Source organism: Paraburkholderia sp. Tr-20389, assembly GCF_017104565.1.
In the GTDB taxonomy this organism is placed as follows: Bacteria; Pseudomonadota; Gammaproteobacteria; order Burkholderiales; family Burkholderiaceae; genus Paraburkholderia.
Genome location: NZ_JAAGPD010000011.1, coordinates 12,787 through 31,659, shown reverse-complemented (window position 1 = coordinate 31,659; position 18,873 = coordinate 12,787). Strand labels below are relative to the sequence as shown.

Below are 18,873 nucleotides of genomic sequence, written 5' to 3'. Positions count from 1 at the left end.
GCGTATCCGATCATTCGATCACAACGAGAGCAATTGCTCGATCACCGAGCGTTAGCTCATGCTGATCGAAACATCGATCGAAGAATCAAACGAACCGGAGACAGGTTGTGACAGCCCGACTGCAAGGCAAGGTGGCGATTCTCACCGGCGCGGCGAGCGGTATCGGCGAGGCAGTGGCCCGGCGATATCTCGAAGAGGGCGCGCGCTGCGTGCTGGTGGACGTGAAGCCGGCGAGCGATTTCGCGCATGCGCTGCGCGAATCGGACGGCGATCGCGTGTTGACCGTGAGTGCGGACGTCACGAAGCGCGAAGACATCGCGCGCATCGTCGAGCAGACGGTGCAGCGTTTCGGCCAGATCGACATTCTCTTCAACAACGCGGCGCTGTTCGACATGCGGCCGCTCCTCGACGAATCCTGGGACATCTTCGACAAGCTTTTCGCGGTCAACGTGAAAGGCATGTTCTTTCTGATGCAGGCTGTCGCAAAGCGCATGGTCGAGCAAGGCCATGGCGGCAAGATCATCAATATGTCGTCGCAGGCGGGCCGCCGCGGCGAGGCGCTCGTGTCGCACTACTGCGCGACCAAGGCAGCCGTGCTCAGCTATACGCAGTCCGCCGCGCTCGCGCTCGCGCCGCACCAGATCAACGTGAACGGCATCGCACCAGGCGTCGTCGATACGCCGATGTGGGAGCAGGTCGATGCACTCTTCGCGCGTTACGAAAACCGGCCGCTCGGCGAGAAGAAGCGTCTCGTCGGTGAAGCGGTGCCGCTGGGCAGGATGGGGCTGCCTGCGGATCTGACGGGGGCGGCGCTGTTCCTCGCATCGTCCGATGCGGATTACATCACCGCGCAAACCCTGAACGTCGACGGCGGCAACTGGATGAGCTGACGGGCATTCATTCGCCGCAACCGCTACCCGGCGCACACGCATCCGCCGGTCACGTACCAAAACGCAAGTACGAATAAAGGAGACAAACGATGAAGCCCACCTGCAAACCCGCGCTCAACGCATTCGGCACAGCGGCGCTCGCGTGCGCTGCTTTCAGCGCCAACGCGGCGACCGTGACGATCGCGACATTGAACAACCCGGACATGATCGAGCTGAAGAAGCTGTCGCCGGCATTCGAGAAAGCGAATCCCGACATCAAGCTCAACTGGGTGATTCTGGAAGAGAACGTGCTGCGTCAGCGCGCGACGACGGACATCACGACGGGCAGCGGCCAGTTCGACGTGATGACGATCGGCGCGTATGAAACGCCGCAATGGGGCAAGCGCGGCTGGCTCACGCCGCTCACCGACCTGCCCGCCGATTACGATCTGAACGACGTCGTGAAGACGGCGCGCGACGGTCTTTCTTACAACGGCTCGCTGTACGCGCTGCCGTTTTACGTCGAAAGCTCGATGACGTATTACCGCAAGGATCTGTTCGCGGCGAAGGGCCTGAAGATGCCCGACAACCCGACCTACGACCAGATCGCCCAGTTTGCCGACAAGCTCACCGACAAAGCGGCAGGCACCTACGGCATCTGTCTGCGCGGCAAGGCAGGCTGGGGCGAGAACATGGCGTACGTGACGACGCTCGTGAACACGTTCGGCGGACGCTGGTTCGACGAAAAGTGGCACGCGCAGCTGACCACGCCGGAGTGGAAGAAGGCGGTGTCGTTCTACGTCGATCTGCTGAAGAAGGACGGCCCTCCGGGAGCGAGCTCGAACGGCTTCAACGAAAACCTCACGCTGATGTCGTCGGGCAAGTGCGCGATGTGGATCGACGCGACGGTTGCGGCCGGCATGCTTTACAACAAGCAGCAATCGCAGATCTCGGACAAGGTCGGATTCGCGGCTGCGCCGACGCAAGCCACGCCGAATGGCTCGCACTGGCTGTGGGCGTGGGCGCTGGCGATTCCGAAGTCGTCGAAGCAGGCCGACGCGGCCAAGAAGTTCATCACGTGGGCGACGTCGAAGCAGTACATCGAACTCGCCGCGAAGGATGAAGGCTGGGCGTCGGTGCCGCCGGGCACGCGTCAGTCGACGTATGCGCGTCCTGAATACAAGCAGGCCGCACCGTTCGCCGATTTCGTGCTGAAGGCCATCGAAACGGCCGACCCGACGCATCCGACGGCGAAGCCCGTGCCGTACACGGGCGTGCAGTTCGTCGGTATCCCTGAGTTCCAGTCGTTCGGCACGGTGGTCGGTCAGAGCATCTCGGGTGCGGTGGCAGGCCAGATGTCGGTCGATCAGGCGCTGGCAGCAGGCAACGCGACGGCGGACCGCGCCGTGAAGCAGGCGGGCTATCAGAAGTAAGCCCGCGTTACGCCTGCTGTGAAATTGGCACGCCGTCTGCTTCACCCCACGCGGACGGCGTGTCCAAGACCCTACCCGTAGCCTCGCAGGGAAGCAGCACCCAGCCGGAACCGATGCACAACGCCGGCCGACAGTGCAGGTCAATGCATCGTCAGCCGGACTCCTGGCAGCACAGTGAGCCGCACGCCCCCGCGGCCCGCGCACTACCCAAGAGGTGGTCCATCATGCGTCAACACTTGCGTCTACCCCTCATGCATGCCGAACCCCAGACCGAACACGAGCGCGAAGAGCGCAAGGCCGCGCACGCGCGCTGGCTGGTGACACCATCCGTCGGCGTCCTCGTCCTGTGGATGGCCATTCCACTCGCGATGACGATCTGGTTTTCGTTCTCGCGCTACAACTTGCTGAACCCGGATGAAAAGGGTTTCACAGGGCTCGACAACTACAAGTATCTCGCCAGCGATCCGGCGTTCGGTCCATCGATCGCCCACACGCTGGAGTTGATCATCGCCGTGCTGCTCATCACCGTGGTCGGCGGTGTGCTGCTCTCGGTGCTGTTCGACCGCAAGTTCTACGGGCAGGGCATCGCACGATTACTCGCGATCGCACCGTTCTTCGTGATGCCGACCGTCTCCGCGCTGATCTGGAAGAACATGATCCTGCACCCGGTGTACGGGCTCATCGCAGACGGCATGCGCGCGGTCGGGCTCGCGCCGATCGACTGGTTCGCGGATTATCCATTGACGTCCGTCATCATCATCGTCGCGTGGCAGTGGTTACCGTTCGCGTTCCTGATTCTCTTCACGGCGATCCAGTCGCTCGATCAGGAGCAGAAGGAAGCCGCGAAAATCGACGGCGCCGGTCCGTTCGCGATGTTCTTCTTCATCACGCTGCCGCACCTGAAACGCGCGATCGCCGTGGTCGTGATGATGGAAACCATTTTCCTGCTGTCGATCTTCGCCGAAATCTACACGACGACGGGCGGCGGTCCGGGCAACGCGACGACCAACCTGTCTTACCTGATCTACGCGCTCGGCCTGCAACAGTTCGACGTCGGCCTTGCTTCCGCAGGCGGGATTCTCGCCGTGGTGCTCGCGAACATCGTGTCGTTCTTCCTCGTGCGCATGCTCGCGAAGAACCTGAAAGGGGAGTACGAAAAATGAGCCAGCTTGCCGCTACACCTGTCACGACGAAGCCGACGAAGGTCAATTCGCCGCTCGCAATCGTCGGCCGCAGCATTCCGGGCATCCTCGCGTGGTTCATCGCGCTGCTGCTGTTCTTCCCGATCTTCTGGATGACCATCACGGCATTCAAGACGGAGCAGCAGGCTTACGCGTCGTCGCTGTTTTTCACGCCGACGCTGGAGAGCTTCCGCGAAGTGTTCGCGCGCAGCAATTACTTCGGCTTCGCGTGGAACTCGATCCTGATCTCGGTCGGTGTCACGCTGCTGTGCCTGATTCTGGCGGTGCCGTGCGCCTATGCGATGGCGTTCTTCCCGACCCGGCGCACGCAGAAGGTGCTGCTGTGGATGCTGTCGACGAAGATGATGCCGTCCGTCGGCGTGCTGGTGCCGATCTATCTGCTGTGGAAGAACAGCGGTCTGCTCGATACCGTCAGCGGACTCGTGATCGTCTACACGCTGATCAATCTGCCGATTGCCGTGTGGATGTCGTTCACGTACTTCGCCGAAATTCCGCGCGACATTCTCGAAGCGGGGCGGATCGACGGCGCGGCGACGTGGCAGGAGATCGTCTATCTGCTGATGCCGATGTCGTTACCGGGTCTCGCATCGACGGCGCTGCTGCTGGTGATCCTGTCGTGGAACGAAGCGTTCTGGAGCATCAACCTGTCCAGTTCGAACGCCGCGCCGCTGACCGTGTTCATCGCGTCGTACTCGAGTCCTGAAGGGCTGTTCTGGGCGAAGCTGTCGGCGGCGTCGCTGCTGGCCGTGGCGCCGATCCTGATCGTCGGCTGGGTTTCGCAGAAACAGCTGGTGCGTGGCCTTACCTTCGGGGCGGTCAAGTGACGGACCTCAGAACCGACGCGAACCTCGCGCTGATCTGCGACTGCGACGGCGTGCTGATCGACAGCGAAGCCGTCGCGGCCACGGTCATCGTGCAGCAACTGGAAGCGCGCTGGCCCGGCCTCGACATCGCGCCCGTCGTGATGCCGCTCCTCGGGCTGCGCACCGAGCGCGTGCTGCAAGGTGCGGCCTCGGCGCTCGGCATGACGTTGACGGCGGACGATATCGACGCGATCCGCGTGTCGGTCGGCGCGTCGGCCGTCAAGGCGCCGATGGTCGAAGGCATCGATGCGGCGCTCGCGCAAATCCCGCTGACGAAGGCCTGCGCGAGCAACAGCGATCGCGGCTACGTCGAAGCGGTGCTCGAGCGCACGGGTCTCGTGAAGCACTTCGGAACCCGTCTGTTCTGCGCGGATACCGTCGAGGCGCCGAAGCCCGCTCCCGACGTCTATCTCGCCGCCGCGCGCGCGATCGGCGTGAACCCCGAAGCGTGCCTCGTGATCGAGGACAGCGTGGCGGGCGTAACGGCGGCGACGGCGGCGGGCATGACGGTGTATGGCTTTATCGGCGGCGGGCATGCGAGCGACGAGCAGGTCGACACGCTGCGGCAGCTCGGCGCGCAACACATATTCGACGACATGAAGCTTTTGCCGGAGCTGGTCGCGCAATGGCTGCATCGCGTGACGGTGGCGTGAGATTCGACGTAGCAGGGACAGCAACTATTTCGTACGGGACGGACATCAGCGCCAAGGCGCCAACACCCGTCGACATTGGAGACACATCATGGCAAGCGTAACGCTGCGCAACATCAGAAAGGCCTACGACGACAACGAGGTGATGCGCAACATCAACCTCGACATTCAGGACGGCGAGTTCGTCGTGTTCGTGGGCCCTAGCGGCTGCGGCAAGTCCACGCTGATGCGGATGATTGCCGGCCTCGAAGACATCTCGGGCGGCGACCTGAATATCGACGGCACGCGCATGAACGACGTGCCGCCCGCCAAGCGCGGCATCGCGATGGTGTTCCAGTCGTACGCGCTCTATCCGCACATGACGCTGTACGACAACATGGCGTTCGGCCTGAAGCTTGCCGGCACGAAGAAGCCGGAGATCGACGCCGCCGTGCGCAACGCCGCGAAGATCCTTCACATCGATCACCTGCTCGAGCGCAAGCCGAAGCAACTGTCGGGCGGCCAGCGGCAGCGCGTCGCCATCGGCCGTGCGATCACGCGCAAGCCGAAGGTGTTCCTGTTCGACGAACCGCTGTCGAACCTCGACGCCGCGCTGCGCGTGAAAATGCGCCTCGAATTCGCGCGCCTTCACGACGAGCTGAAGACGACGATGATCTACGTGACGCACGATCAGGTCGAAGCGATGACGCTCGCGGACAAGATCGTCGTGTTGTCGGCGGGGAATCTGGAGCAGGTCGGCAGCCCGAACACGCTGTATCACGCACCGGCGAACCGCTTTGTCGCGGGCTTCATCGGCTCGCCGAAGATGAACTTCCTCGAAGGCGTCGTGCAGTCGGTGACGGCGAGCGGCGTGCTGGTCAAGTACGAAACGGGCGAGACGCAGCTCGTGCTGGTCGAGCCGGGCCGCGCGAAAGAAGGCGACAAGGTGACGGTCGGCATTCGCCCCGAGCATCTGCATGTCGACATGCAGGATTACGGCGTGTCGGCGCGCATCATGGCCATCGAATCGCTCGGCGATGCGGCGTATCTGTACGCCGAAAGCAGCGTCGCGCCGGACGGCCTGATCGCGCGCATTCCGCCGCTCGAACGTCACGAGAAAGGCGCAACGCTGCGCCTCGGTGCAACGGCCGATCACTGCCATCTGTTCGACAGCGACGGCAACGCTTTTCAGCGCAAGATCGTCGAGGTGCTGGCCGCCTGATTCACCGTTTTACATCGCAAAGAGGGCGCCGTCGGCATCGCTGCAACGGCGCTTTTTCTTTATGGAAGACTCGGACTTGTCCGATAGTTCCGCGCCGTATCCCATATCAAAATTGTGCATCGTCTGACAGCGTGCATCTGAGCCGTTCTTCAGGTGGTTCTGTCCGGCATCCGTCCACCCCGCCCAGCACGTCATTCGCGCGATTGCTCGTCAGATCGCGCAAACATTCGCGTGCGGCCGACTCAAGACGCCATGCACAACGCTTCCCTCCTCACACACGAAAACACCGTCCCGATGCCGCACGTCGAGCATGCGCTGGCGCTGCATCGCGCGGGCGAACTCGATCGCGCCGAACAGGCGTATCGCGCGATTCTCGACATACAACCCGACGACACGAACACGCGCTATATGCTCGGCGTGCTGTATCTGCAGCGGCAGGATGTGGAGCGCGCGATCGAGTGCTTCGATGCAACGCTCGCGCTGCAGCCGGATCACGCGGACTGTCTGAACGATCGCGGCATCGCAGCGCTTTCGCGTGGCGAGAACGAAGACGCGGCGAACTTCTTTCGCAGAGCAATCGACTGCGCGCCGCACGATGCGCTCGCGCACTGCAACCTGGGCAAGGCGCTACGGCGACTGTCGAAGCCGGAAGATGCGCTGGCCAGCTTTCAACGGGCGCTCGCACTGGACAACCATTCTTTCGAAGCGGCGCTCGGCAGCGCGGACATGCTCGAGACCCTCGCGCGTCCGCATGAAGCAGTGACTGCGTACGAATTCGCCGCGCGCTTTGCACCCGACGATATGCGCGTGTTGCTGGGCCTCGGCGTGACGCTCAACGCAGTGCGCCGCCACGCGGACGCCGCAGCGTGTTTCGACCGCGCGCTGCAACTGGAGCCGGAGAATGTACACGCGTTGTTTGGCGTCGCCTTCGCGGTCGACGCCCAACTGAATTTCGAAGACGCAGTCATCCGCTATAAACGCGCGCTGGAGGTCTTGCCGAATTCGGCGACGCTGCACAACAACATCGCTTTCACGTTGACCTGCATGTCGCGCTACGACGAAGCCGACGAACATCTTCGCCGCGCAATCGAAATCGCACCGGATGTGTCGAACGCGTACAAGCTGCTCGGCATGTCGGAACTGCGGCGCGGGAATTTTCGCAAGGGCTGGACGTACTACGAGCATCGCAAGACGACGCAGAGCGGCCTGCGCGATTACCCATTACTCGACCTGCCCGAATGGCAGGGCGAGCCGCTCGACGGCAAGCGCTTTCTGTTGGCGCGAGAGCAGGGTGCGGGCGACCAGTTGCAGTTCGTTCGCTATGCCGGCGTGCTGCACGATCTGGGCGCAACCGTCGACGTCTGGACGAGCGACGAACTGGCGCCGCTCTTCGCGCGCACGCGCGGCGTGCGTCGCGTGCTGAACCACGCACCGACAGGCGGCTACGACTACTACTGCCGGATGATGAGCGTGCCCACGTGGCTCGACGACGATGCGATTCCGCGTGTCGTGCCGTATCTGTCGGCGGACGAGACGCAGGTCGACGCATGGCGCGAGCGGATCGGGCAGGCCGCGGGTTCGAGCAGGAGAGTCGGACTCGTGTGGGCAGGCAATCCGCAGCACTACCTCGATGTGTACCGTTCAGCGCCGCTCGCCGTGCTCGAACCGCTCGCATCGGTGCGCGGCCTCGCGTGGTTCGCGTTGCAGAAGGGCGCGGGCGAATCGCAGCTGGATGGCCTCGCGCATCGCTGGCCGATCTGCGCGCTCGGCCAGTGGCTCGACAGCTTCGACGCGACGGCCGCCGTGATCGAGTCACTGGACCTCGTCATTACCGTCGATACGTCCGTCGCGCATCTGGCGGGTGCGCTCGGCAAGCCGGTGTGGGTGTTGCTGCCGCAGCAGGCCGACTGGCGCTGGATGATGTCGGGCGACATCAGCCCGTGGTATCCGACCGCACGTCTGTTCCGGCAGCAGGTTCTGGGCGACTGGACGCCCGTGGTCGAATCCGTGCGCAGCGCGCTCGAAGCACTATAACCACGCAGCGCCTCTTACTTCACCCGCGTCAGCGTGCCGCCGCTCCGTTCTCGTGATTCAGCGCGGCGCGTGCACACAGTTCATCGGTCACCAGCCCCGATAGCCAGCCGCCCTTCAACGCGGCAATCACCGCATTGCGTTTGCGTTCACCGCCCGCGAAGCCGATCACGGGACGCTTCGGCGGCGAATCGAGGCGCAAGCTCGTGACGCGGCGGCCCGTCGGCGATTCGACGCGTGCGCCGCCCGCGTCGATGGGCAGGCCGAGCAGTTCGGCCACGGCGCCTAGCGACACGAGTTCTTCCACTTCTTCCGACGTGATGAAGCCGTCTTCGTGCAGCGGACAATGCAGGCCGATGTTACCGATCCCGACGAACGCGACATCCGCCTCGCCCGATAGCGATTCGACGATCCGGTAGAGACGGTGATTGCACCACTGCGCGCGTTCCGCCTCGCTATCGGCGATCAGCGGCGCGGGCAGCAGGAAGTGCTTGCCGCCCGTCTTCTCGGAGATGTGCAGCGCGACGTCGTAACGGTTCGACGAACCGTCCTGTGCAATCGCGCCGACCATCGACACGAGCCGATGCTGCGGCCGCTCCAGTTGCCCGACCTGATCGACGACTGCCTTCAGCGTCCGGCCGCTGCTCACCGCGACGACCATCGGCCGTTCTTCGTTGAGATAGCGTTCCATCACCTGCGCGCCCGCGACGGCGAGCTTGCGGTCGATTTCTTCCGGCTTGTCGTTGTCGACGGGGACGACTTCGCACATCGAGAGGCCGTAGCGCTTCGACAGTTGATCTGCCAGCGACAGACAGTCGGCGAGCCGATGGTCGACGCGCACCCGGATCAGGTTCTTTTCGACGGCGAACGCGACGAGCCGCTGCGCGACGGGCCGCGACACCTGCAGTTTTTCCGCGATCTCGTTTTGCGTATTGCCCGCGACGTAATAGAGCCAGGCGGCGCGCGTCGCGAGATCGAGTTTTTCAGTGGACTTGGGCACGATGTTGGCGGTCAGGATTGCGCCGAAGCGCGTGACACCAGGAAGCCCTCGACAGGCGTTCTGGTGCGTTGCATGCTGGTGACGTTCATCGCAGTCTGCTGCATGTTCACACTACGTTGCGTTCGCTTCGCGCGTGGGCGCGAACATCGGCTTCACATGACGGTACAACGCGCGATAGCCTGCGAGCCGCTCGCGCAACACCGCGTGCCGCTTTGCATTCGGCGTGAATTCGATTTCGACGGGCGGCTTGGTCAACACCTTTGCCGGATCGCCACCTGCCGCAAGCCAGCCGAGGCGCGCTGCGCCGAGCGCCGCACCCGTTTCGCCGCCACCATGCTTGCGCGTGGTCGTGTTCAGCGAATCGGCCAGCAGTTGCGCCCAGTAGTTGCTCCGCGCGCCGCCGCCCAGCAGCGACAACGCGTTCACTTCCGTGCCCGCCGCGCGCAACGCGTCGAGGCCGTCCGTCAGCGCGAGCGTCACGCCTTCGAGCACCGCGTAGCCGAGCAGCGTGCGGTCGGTGGCGTGCGTCATGCCGAAGAAGACGCCTTGCGCATACGGGTCGTTGTGCGGCGTGCGCTCGCCCGACAGATACGGCAGGAACAACGGCGCCGTGGCGAGCGCTTCGTCGGGCAGCTTTTCGATTTCGGCGAGCAGCGTGGGCTCGTCGGTCGACGTGAGTTTGCAGACCCAGCGCAGGCAGCTCGCCGCCGACAGCACCACGCTCATCTGATGCCAGCGGTCTGGAATCGCGTGACAGAACGCGTGCACGGCGGATTCCGGATTCGGCCGGAAGCTGTTGCCGATCACGCACAGCACGCCCGACGTGCCGAGCGATACGAAGCCGTCGCCCGGTTGCGTCGCGCCGATGCCGATCGCGCTGGTCGCGTTGTCCCCGCCGCCCGCCGCGACCACGACGGGTTCGCGCAAGCCGAGTTCGCGTGCGAGTTCGGGACGCAGCATGCCCGAAGGCGCACTGCCTTCGGCGAGACGCGGCATGTGCGAGCGGTTCAGGTCGCAGGCCGCGAGCAGCGTATCGGACCAGTCGCGCTGCGCGACGTCGAGCCAGAGCGTGCCGGCGGCGTCGGACGGATCGGAGACCTTGTCGCCCGTCAGTTGCAGGCGCAAGTAATCCTTCGGCAGCAGCACACACGCCGTCTGCCGGAAAATCTCGGGCTCATGGCGCGCGACCCATAACAGTTTCGGCGCGGTGAAGCCGGGCATCGCCAGATTGCCGGCGATCCGGTGCAGGTCCGGTGCACGGCGATACAGCTCGTCGCACTCTTCGACGGCGCGCATGTCGTTCCAGAGAATCGCCGGGCGCAGCACGCGGTCTTCGTGATCGAGCAGCACGGCGCCGTGCATCTGCCCCGACAGGCCGATACCGCGAATCTGCGCGAACTGTTCCGGAAAGCGGTCGCGCAGCGCGAACAGCGCGGTGCGCGTGCCTTGCCACCAGTCGGACGGATTCTGCTCCGACCACCGCTGATGCGGTCGCGAAACAGTGAACGGAGAACCTGCCGTGCCGACCACGTGTCCATCGGACGCGAGCAGCAGAACTTTCACTTCGGACGTGCCGAGGTCGATGCCGAGATACATGGGCGCGAAACCTTCGTCGGTAGGAGATGCGCTACTTTAGCCGCATGCCGCCTGCGATGCCATGCGCAAAAGACCTGACGGATGCGAGGCGTCGTGAGCGGCGATCAATGAGAGCGGCCGCGCGTGAACGGGGTTCATGCGCGGCCATGAGCTTGCGAATGTTTAAGTCTTTATTTGCGGCGCTTGTCGAGCCATGCATCGACGCGTCCGAGCGCGGAACGCACGACGTTCTCCAGCGCAGCCGACCCCGCCATGCTGCCCCACAGCAGCCGGTCCGCGCAGAACGCCTGCACGGGATCACCTGCCTTGAAGAAGCCACGCGCGACGCCTTCATCCATCACGCCGTCCTGATACGTGTACGGCAACTGGCCGCGCTGCCATCTGTCGAGAAAGCGCAGGAACAGTGCGGGCAGCATCGCCGTCGCATTCGGTTCGACCTTGCGCGCGAAGCACTCGGACAGCGTGGGCGCGATGAAGCCGGGAATCTTCGAGAAGCCATCGGCGGCGACGCGCTGATTCGTGTCCTGGATATACGGATTGCCGAAGCGTTCCAGCACGACGTCGCGATACTTCGCGAGATCGAGCGGACTGGGCGTGAGGCACGGAATCACGTCTTGCGTCACGTAGTCGTGCGCGAACTGGCGGATCTCGGGATCGAGCGTGCCTTCGTGGATATACGACAGGCCGACCAGCGTGCCCGCCCACGCGATGCAGCTATGCGTCGCGTTCAGAATGCGGATCTTCGCTTCTTCATACGGCAGCACCGATTCGACCAGTTCCGCGCCGACTTGCTCCCATGCGGGCCGCCCTGCGATGAAATGATCTTCGATCACCCACTGGATGAACGATTCGCCCATCACGGGACAGGCATCGTCGAAGCCCGTTGCGGCCTTCACGCGTTCGCGCACGTCGGGCGTCGGACGCGGCGTGATGCGATCGACCATCGAGTTGGGACACGCGGTGTTCGCATCGAACCACTGACGCAACGTAGCCGCGCCGCGCCGGTCGAGGAACTGCGTCATGCCCGCGCGGAAACGGTCGCCGTTGCTGCGCAGGTTGTCGCAGGTCTGCAGCGTCACGGGGCCGGCATTGCGCTGCATGCGCGCTTCGAGAATCGCGGCGAGCGCGCCGTAGATGGTAGTGCGCGCACCGTTCAGATCGGCGGCGAGGTCGGGGTTGGCCGTGTCGAGCTTGTCGTGTTCGTCGAGGTAATAGCCGCCTTCCGTGACCGTGAAAGCGATGATCTTGCACGCGGGGTCGGCGCCCGTTTCGACGAGTGCGTCCAGATTCGCGGACCACGGCACCACGCGTTCGATCGAGCGGATCGTTTCATATGCGCGCTTGCCTTGCGGGGTGACGGTTTCGAGCGTGTAGACGCCGTTTTGCGCGGCGAGCGCGTCGGCGACGGCGTTCATGTCGCTGCGAATGTTGCCGACGGTCAGCGACCAGTGCGGATCGTTCGGTTGGCGCGCTTCATTGAGCCGATGCAGATACCAGGCCTGATGCGCGCGATGGAATGAGCCTGCGCCGATATGCAGGATCACCTGCGTGCTTGCGCCGCTGCTTGGGCCGCTGTTCATGTGCGTCTCCTGTGTCGGCCGGAGTTCGTGCTACTTGCGCCTTGCTCCGGTCCCATGCTGGTTTTGAACGTGTTATCCGCACGGTCTTGCGCGTGCGTTCCTTCGAATAAGTCTAGAAGCTGTCCCGGCGGTGTGCGCCAGTGTGTTCGACTGAAAGAGCATTTGCTCTACATGTGAACTAATGATCGTATTCGACCGGTTGAATGTCAAGACGAAGGACGCGGCTTTTCGTGGCGCAGCGCGACGGGGCGGGGCTGTCCGAGGTGTGCGGTGGTCTCGCTACGTCTTGCGCGGCGGGCGCGCGCCATGCTGTTGCGTTGCATCAAATTTGACAGCGGAAGGGCCAGGATTAACCCGAATGCAAAAAAGTATCGGTCCGCGGTCTTATTTCTAGTGGCCGCCATTGCGTCCGGGGACTAACTTTCGTTACACACAACAAGAGCGACGTAGACACAGGAGGAAGACAGATGAAGGGCATCGTCATGCCGGTTACCTGGTTGCATACGCATCGAGCTGCTTCTGGATGTGCGGCTCTGCGTACTGCTCGTGCGCGACGCGCGCGCTGCGCACAGCCGGGCCTTTGAGCCACCGCATCAGGAGACCGACGTGCAACCCGATCTCGAACTGGTCACCGTGCGCCGCGACGAGTCGTTCAAGGCGTGGTATCACGGCTACCCGTACCGCACGGTGCGCTGGCACTTCCATCCGGAATTCGAAATTCATCTGATCGTCGCGACCACGGGCAAGATGTTCGTCGGCGATTACATCGGTCCGTTCGCGCCGGGCAATCTCGTGCTGATGGGCCCGAACCTGCCGCACAACTGGGTCAGCGAAGTGCCCGAAGGCGTGACGATCGAACAGCGCAATCTCGTCGTGCAGTTCCCGCAGGACTTCGTTGCGCACTGCACGGAGAGCTTTCCCGAGTGGCGCACGCTCGAAGCGCTGCTGGCGGATTCGCGGCGCGGCGTATCGTTCGGCCCGCAAACCAGCGCGAAGATCCAGCCGCTCTTTATGGAACTGCTCGACGCGCGCGGCCTGCGCCGCATCGTGCTGTTCCTGTCGATGATGGAAATCCTGCTGAACGCGAGCGACCGCGAACTGCTCGCGAGCCCCGCGTATCAGATCGACCCGACCAGCTACGCATCGACGCGCATCAATCACGTGCTGTCGTATATCGGCAAGAACCTCTCATCCGACTTGCGCGAGTCCGAACTCGCGCAGCTCGCCGGTCAAAGCGTGAGCGCATTCTCGCGATACTTCCGCCGGCATACGGGCCTGACGTTCGTGCAGTACGTGAACCGGATGCGCATCAACCTCGCGTGCCAACTGCTGATGGACGATGAGCTGAGCGTCACCGACATCTGCTACAAGGTGGGCTTCAACAATCTGTCGAACTTCAACCGGCAGTTCCTCACCGCGAAAGGCATGGCCCCGTCGAAGTTCCGCCGCTTCCAGCAACTGAACGACGCGAGCCGCGTCGCTTCGGAAGCGGCCGCGGCGCAAGGCAAGGGCATCGCCAACGCACCCTCGATCGTGCCGGCCGCGCAGACGCAGGTTCATGCGCACGGCCAGCCGCGCGCCGCACCTGCGGCGTATCCGCCTCTCGGTTCGCCGCTCCCGACGAACTAGGGCACTCCAGCAATCCCGACGTTTCACCTGCTCATCGCGCCTCAGACAGCGCGAGGGAAGCACTCATCCTCATAAACGGAGACAAACCATGACGCACAGCAACGCATCAACTGGCACATCGCATCAGCCCCGCACGCTGCGCCTTCGCGCGACGCTCGCCTTCGCCGCCGTGATGCTCGGCGCGCCGCTGTTCGCACCCGCCGCCGCGAACGCGGCGCCGCTGAAGATCGGCATGACGTTCCAGGAGCTGAACAATCCGTACTTCGTGACGATGCAAAAGGCGCTCAACGATGCCGCCGCGTCGATCGGCGCCACCGTTGTCGTCACCGACGCGCACCACGACGTGAGCAAGCAGGTCAGCGACGTCGAAGACATGTTGCAGAAGAAGATCGACATTCTGCTCGTGAACCCGACGGATTCGACGGGCATCCAGTCGGCCGTGACGTCGGCGAAGAAGGCGGGCGCCGTGGTCGTCGCCGTTGATGCGAACGCGAATGGTCCCGTCGATTCGTTCGTCGGCTCGAAGAATTTCGACGCCGGCCAGATGTCGTGCGAGTACCTCGCGAAGGCGATCGGCGGCAGCGGCGAGGTGGCGATTCTCGACGGTATTCCCGTCGTGCCGATTCTCGAACGCGTGCGCGGCTGCAAGGCGGCGCTCGCGAAGTTTCCGAACGTGAAGATCGTCGATACGCAGAACGGCAAGCAGGAACGCGCGACGGCGCTGTCCGTCACCGAGAACATGATCCAGGCGCATCCGAACCTGAAGGGCATCTTCAGCGTGAACGACGGCGGCTCGATGGGCGCGTTGTCCGCGATCGAATCGTCGGGCAAGGACATCAAGCTGACGAGCGTCGACGGCGCGCCGGAAGCGATCACCGCGATCCAGAAGCCGAACTCGAAGTTCATCGAAACGTCCGCGCAGTTCCCGCGCGACCAGATTCGCCTCGCGATCGGCGTGGCGCTCGCGAAGAAGTGGGGCGCCAATGTGCCGAAGACGATTCCCGTCGATGTGAAGCTGGTCGACAAGGACAACGCGAAGGGCTTCAGCTGGTAAGCACTGTGTCGTGTATGCGGTGACGCGCACAGGCATGCGTCACCGCATGAACAAGGAAACGCGATGGACACGATCCTCAAACTCGACAACATCACGAAGAGCTTTCCAGGCGTGAAGGCGTTGCAGGGCATTCATCTGGAGATCGCGCGCGGCGAGATCCACGCGCTGCTCGGCGAGAACGGCGCGGGTAAGTCGACGCTGATGAAGATCCTGTGCGGCATCTATCAGCCCGACGACGGCACGATCGTAATCGACGGCGAAGCGCGGCACTTCACGAACTATCACGATGCCGTGGCGGCGGGCGTCGGCATCGTGTTTCAGGAGTTCAGCCTGATTCCGTATCTCAACGCCGTCGAGAACATGTTCCTCGGACGCGAGCTGCGCAATCGCTTCGGCATGCTGGAGCGCGCGAAGATGCGCCGTGCGGCGGCGGAGATTTTCGCGCGGCTGGGCGTGGCGATTGATCGGTCCGTGCCGATCCGCGAACTGTCCGTCGCGCAGCAGCAGTTCGTCGAAATCGGCAAGGCGTTGTCGCTGAACGCGCGCATCCTGATTCTGGACGAGCCGACGGCAACGCTCACGCCCGCCGAAGCCGAGCATCTGTTCACCATCATGCGCGATCTGAAACAGCAGGGTGTCGCGATGATCTTCATCTCGCATCACCTCGAAGAGATTTTCGAAGTGTGCGACCGCATTACGGTGCTGCGCGATGGACAGTACGTCGGCATGACAGATGTCGCGCAGACGGACGTGAGCCGGCTGGTCGAGATGATGGTGGGGCGCAGGATCGAAAGCAGCTTTCCGCCGAAGCCGGCGCTGCCCGCCAATGCGAAGCACGTGCTCGAAGTGAACGCGTTGCAGTTGCACAAGGACGGACCCGTCAATCGCTTCACGCTGCGCGAAGGCGAAATACTCGGCTTCGCGGGACTCGTCGGCTCGGGCCGCACGGAGACGGCGCTCGCGGTGATCGGCGCGGATGCGGCGCACGTGAAGGACATTCGCATCAATGGCGCGGCCGTGAATCTGTCCGATCCCGCGGATGCATTGAAGTCGGGCATCGGCATTCTGCCCGAGAGCCGCAAGACGGAAGGGCTGATTACGTCGTTCTCGATCAAGCAGAACATCTCGATCAACAATCTCGGCAAGTACCGCACGGGACGCTTCTTCATCGATCACGGCAGCGAAGCGAAGGCGACGGCCGACATCATGAAGCGCGTCGGCGTGAAGGCGCCGACGATGCACACCGAAGTCGCGACGCTGTCGGGCGGCAACCAGCAGAAAGTGGTGATCGCGCGCTGGCTGAATCACCACACCAACATCCTCATCTTCGACGAACCGACGCGCGGCATCGACGTCGGCGCGAAGGCGGAAATCTATCTGCTGATGCGCGAACTCACCGCGCGCGGCTACTCGATCATCATGATTTCGTCGGAACTGCCGGAGATCGTCGGTATGTGCGATCGCGTCGCCGTATTCCGGCAGGGACGCATCGAAGCGATGCTCGAAGGCGACCAGATCGAATCGAATGCCGTGATGACTTATGCAACGGCTGGTGCAACAGCCGGCACTCGTGGAGCAACAGAGCATGAACACGCCTAACTCTTCTCCAAAGACCTCGACGGTCGCATCCGATACGCCGGGTGCGCCGTTTCGCCTGAACTGGGCGAGCATCAAGCGCTCGACGCTGTTCTATCCGTTCATCGGCTTGCTCGTCGTCTGTATCGTGATGGTGTTCGCGAGCGACAGCTTCCTGTCGGGTGCGAATCTGGAAAACGTGCTGCGGCAGGTGTCGATCAACGCGATCATCGCGGTCGGTATGACAGCCGTGATCCTGACGGGCGGCATCGACCTGTCCGTCGGGTCGGTGATGGCGCTATCGGGCACGCTCGCGGCCGGGCTGATGGTGGCAGGACTCAACGGCGTCGCAGCGATCGTCATCGGCGTTGCGGTGGGGCTTGGTTTCGGTGTCGCGAACGGCTTCTTCGTCGCGTTCGCGGGCATGCCGCCCATCATCGTCACGCTCGCGACGATGGGCATCGCGCGCGGCCTCGCGCTCATCTACACGGGTGGCTATCCGATCGACGGTTTGCCCGAATGGGTCAGCTTCTTCGGCAGCGGCAAGGTGCTCGGCATCCAGGCGCCCGTGCTCATCATGCTCGTCGTCTACGCGATCGCGTGGCTGCTGCTCGAACGCATGCCGTTCGGCCGCTATGTGTACGCGATAGGAGGCAACGAACAGGCGACGCGTTTGTCGGGCGTGCGCGTCGCGCGCGTGAAGCTGATCGTCTACACGCTCGCCGGCCTCACGTCTTCGTTTGCGGCCATCGTGCTGACGTCGCGCCTGATGAGCGGCCAGCCGAATGCCGGCGTCGGCTTCGAACTCGACGCGATCGCGGCCGTGGTGATGGGCGGCACGTCGATCTCGGGCGGACGCGGTTCGATCATCGGCACGCTGATCGGCGCGCTGCTGCTCGGCGTGCTGAACAACGGCCTCAACATGGTCGGCGTGAATCCGTATGTGCAGAACGTGATCAAGGGCGGAATCATTCTGCTCGCGATCTACATCAGCCGCGAACGCAAGAAGTGAAGGTTCCCTTTCCTCTGTTCTCCACTTAAAAGCAGGGCAATGCAATGACTACTCAGGACAACAGCAAAAGCATGACGGCGATCGTGTGTCACGCGCCGAAAGACTATCGTGTCGAACGCGTGACGAAGCCACAGGCGCGCGCGCATGAACTCGTGATTCGCATCGCCGCGTGCGGTATCTGTGCGAGCGACTGCAAGTGCCATTCCGGCGCGAAGATGTTCTGGGGCGGACCGAGCCCGTGGGTGAAGGCGCCCGTGATTCCGGGGCATGAGTTCTTTGGCTACGTCGAAGAACTCGGTGAAGGCGCGGCTGAACATTTCGGCGTGGAGAAGGGCGACCGCGTGATCGCCGAGCAGATCGTGCCGTGCGGCAAATGCCGTTATTGCAAGTCGGGCCAGTACTGGATGTGCGAAGTGCACAACATTTTCGGCTTCCAGCGCGAAGTCGCGGACGGCGGCATGGCCGAATACATGCGCATTCCGCCGACGGCCATCGTGCACAAGATTCCCGATGGCATCTCGCTCGAAGATGCCGCGATCATCGAACCGCTCGCGTGTGCGATTCACACCGTCAATCGCGGCGATATTCAACTGGACGATGTCGTCGTGATTGCGGGGGCGGGGCCGCTCGGTCTGATGATGACGCAAGTCGCGCATCTGAAGACACCGAAGAAACTGGTCGTGATCGATCTGGTCGACGAACGTCTGGAACTCGCGCGCGAATACGGCGCGGACGTGACGATCAATCCGAAGAACGACGATGCGCTCGCCATCGTGAAGTCGCTGACGGACAGCTACGGCTGCGATGTCTACATCGAAACGACGGGCGTGCCCGCCGGCGTGAATCAGGGCATGGATCTGATCCGCAAGCTTGGGCGTTTCGTCGAGTTTTCCGTGTTCGGTGCGGAGACTACAATGGACTGGTCGATCATCGGCGATCGCAAGGAACTCGATGTGCGCGGCGCGCATCTCGGCCCTTACTGCTACCCGATTGCGATCGATCTGCTGGCGCGCGGACACGTCGCGTCGAAAGGCATCGTCACGCACGGCTTCTCGCTCGAAGAATGGGATGAAGCGATCAAGGTCGCGAATTCGCTCGATTCGATCAAGGTGTTGATGAAGCCTGCCCGATAGCCGGATAGTTCGTCCGTCATTCGAAAAATACACAGTGCGCGTCGT

The 18,873-nt window shown here is 63.2% G+C and carries 15 protein-coding genes; 12 read left to right on the top strand and 3 right to left on the bottom strand.

Annotated elements, in window-relative coordinates:
• Window positions 1-107 precede the first annotated feature (107 nt).
• The 7 genes from G3N95_RS13995 (at window position 108) to G3N95_RS13965 (ending at window position 8,252) form a co-directional block, all read left to right on the top strand.
• Window positions 108-890 carry an L-iditol 2-dehydrogenase gene (locus tag G3N95_RS13995; RefSeq protein WP_205970622.1) on the top strand — a complete coding sequence of 261 codons (783 nt, stop codon included), beginning with the start codon at window positions 108-110 and terminating at the stop codon, window positions 888-890.
• A gap of 89 nt (window positions 891-979) precedes the next feature.
• Window positions 980-2,302, top strand: coding sequence for a sugar ABC transporter substrate-binding protein (locus G3N95_RS13990; RefSeq protein WP_205970621.1), 1,323 nt, complete (start codon window positions 980-982; stop codon window positions 2,300-2,302).
• Window positions 2,303-2,526: 224 nt separating this feature from the next.
• A complete protein-coding gene (locus G3N95_RS13985; protein WP_205970620.1) occupies window positions 2,527-3,465 on the top strand; it encodes a sugar ABC transporter permease in 939 nt (312 codons plus the stop codon).
• Window positions 3,462-4,328: a carbohydrate ABC transporter permease gene (locus tag G3N95_RS13980; RefSeq protein ID WP_205970619.1), complete on the top strand. Its 867-nt coding sequence runs from the start codon at window positions 3,462-3,464 to the stop codon at window positions 4,326-4,328. Before G3N95_RS13985 ends, G3N95_RS13980 begins: the two co-directional genes overlap by 4 nt.
• Window positions 4,325-5,020, top strand: coding sequence for an HAD-IA family hydrolase (locus G3N95_RS13975; RefSeq protein WP_205970618.1), 696 nt, complete (start codon window positions 4,325-4,327; stop codon window positions 5,018-5,020). The genes G3N95_RS13980 and G3N95_RS13975 overlap by 4 nt, the downstream gene beginning before the upstream one ends.
• A gap of 88 nt (window positions 5,021-5,108) precedes the next feature.
• Window positions 5,109-6,218, top strand: coding sequence for a sn-glycerol-3-phosphate ABC transporter ATP-binding protein UgpC (ugpC, locus tag G3N95_RS13970; RefSeq protein ID WP_205970617.1), 1,110 nt, complete (start codon window positions 5,109-5,111; stop codon window positions 6,216-6,218).
• A 252-nt stretch (window positions 6,219-6,470) separates the two neighbouring features.
• Window positions 6,471-8,252 carry a tetratricopeptide repeat protein gene (locus G3N95_RS13965; RefSeq protein WP_241018502.1) on the top strand — a complete coding sequence of 594 codons (1,782 nt, stop codon included), beginning with the start codon at window positions 6,471-6,473 and terminating at the stop codon, window positions 8,250-8,252.
• Window positions 8,253-8,280: 28 nt separating this feature from the next.
• On the opposite strand, the gene G3N95_RS13960 is transcribed toward G3N95_RS13965, so the two are convergent.
• From G3N95_RS13960 to dalD, 3 genes are all read right to left on the bottom strand, one after another.
• On the bottom strand, window positions 8,281-9,249 hold the full coding sequence (locus G3N95_RS13960; RefSeq protein WP_205970615.1) for a sugar-binding transcriptional regulator: 969 nt from the start codon (window positions 9,247-9,249) through the stop codon (window positions 8,281-8,283).
• Between the two features lie 111 nt (window positions 9,250-9,360).
• Window positions 9,361-10,845 carry a xylulokinase gene (xylB, locus tag G3N95_RS13955; RefSeq protein WP_205970614.1) on the bottom strand — a complete coding sequence of 495 codons (1,485 nt, stop codon included), beginning with the start codon at window positions 10,843-10,845 and terminating at the stop codon, window positions 9,361-9,363.
• A gap of 170 nt (window positions 10,846-11,015) precedes the next feature.
• On the bottom strand, window positions 11,016-12,425 hold the full coding sequence (dalD, locus tag G3N95_RS13950) for a D-arabinitol 4-dehydrogenase (protein WP_205970613.1): 1,410 nt from the start codon (window positions 12,423-12,425) through the stop codon (window positions 11,016-11,018).
• 606 nt (window positions 12,426-13,031) lie between these two features.
• Here dalD and G3N95_RS13945 point away from each other — a divergent pair.
• The 5 genes from G3N95_RS13945 (at window position 13,032) to G3N95_RS13925 (ending at window position 18,828) form a co-directional block, all read left to right on the top strand.
• On the top strand, window positions 13,032-14,054 hold the full coding sequence (locus G3N95_RS13945; RefSeq protein WP_205970612.1) for an AraC family transcriptional regulator: 1,023 nt from the start codon (window positions 13,032-13,034) through the stop codon (window positions 14,052-14,054).
• Between the two features lie 88 nt (window positions 14,055-14,142).
• Window positions 14,143-15,108: an ABC transporter substrate-binding protein gene (locus G3N95_RS13940; protein ID WP_205970611.1), complete on the top strand. Its 966-nt coding sequence runs from the start codon at window positions 14,143-14,145 to the stop codon at window positions 15,106-15,108.
• A gap of 63 nt (window positions 15,109-15,171) precedes the next feature.
• Entirely contained in the window at window positions 15,172-16,707 is a 1,536-nt protein-coding gene (locus G3N95_RS13935; protein WP_205970610.1) for a sugar ABC transporter ATP-binding protein, read from the top strand.
• Entirely contained in the window at window positions 16,694-17,695 is a 1,002-nt protein-coding gene (locus G3N95_RS13930; RefSeq protein ID WP_205970609.1) for an ABC transporter permease, read from the top strand. The genes G3N95_RS13935 and G3N95_RS13930 overlap by 14 nt, the downstream gene beginning before the upstream one ends.
• Window positions 17,696-17,739: 44 nt before the next feature.
• A complete protein-coding gene (locus tag G3N95_RS13925; RefSeq protein WP_205970607.1) occupies window positions 17,740-18,828 on the top strand; it encodes an alcohol dehydrogenase catalytic domain-containing protein in 1,089 nt (362 codons plus the stop codon).
• Window positions 18,829-18,873 lie beyond the last annotated feature (45 nt).

What these genes read in the sequence shown, in the direction of transcription:
- G3N95_RS13990 (WP_205970621.1), top strand. Translation starts at nt 980, where the DNA reads ATGAAGCCCACCTGCAAACCCGCGCTCAACGCATTCGGCACAGCGGCG.
- G3N95_RS13935 (WP_205970610.1), top strand. Translation starts at nt 15,172, where the DNA reads ATGGACACGATCCTCAAACTCGACAACATCACGAAGAGCTTTCCAGGC.
- G3N95_RS13925 (WP_205970607.1), top strand. Translation starts at nt 17,740, where the DNA reads ATGACTACTCAGGACAACAGCAAAAGCATGACGGCGATCGTGTGTCAC.
- ugpC (WP_205970617.1), top strand. Translation starts at nt 5,109, where the DNA reads ATGGCAAGCGTAACGCTGCGCAACATCAGAAAGGCCTACGACGACAAC.
- G3N95_RS13985 (WP_205970620.1), top strand. Translation starts at nt 2,527, where the DNA reads ATGCGTCAACACTTGCGTCTACCCCTCATGCATGCCGAACCCCAGACC.
- dalD (WP_205970613.1), bottom strand. Translation starts at nt 12,425, where the DNA reads ATGAACAGCGGCCCAAGCAGCGGCGCAAGCACGCAGGTGATCCTGCAT.
- G3N95_RS13980 (WP_205970619.1), top strand. Translation starts at nt 3,462, where the DNA reads ATGAGCCAGCTTGCCGCTACACCTGTCACGACGAAGCCGACGAAGGTC.
- G3N95_RS13940 (WP_205970611.1), top strand. Translation starts at nt 14,143, where the DNA reads ATGACGCACAGCAACGCATCAACTGGCACATCGCATCAGCCCCGCACG.
- G3N95_RS13965 (WP_241018502.1), top strand. Translation starts at nt 6,471, where the DNA reads ATGCACAACGCTTCCCTCCTCACACACGAAAACACCGTCCCGATGCCG.
- xylB (WP_205970614.1), bottom strand. Translation starts at nt 10,845, where the DNA reads ATGTATCTCGGCATCGACCTCGGCACGTCCGAAGTGAAAGTTCTGCTG.
- G3N95_RS13930 (WP_205970609.1), top strand. Translation starts at nt 16,694, where the DNA reads ATGAACACGCCTAACTCTTCTCCAAAGACCTCGACGGTCGCATCCGAT.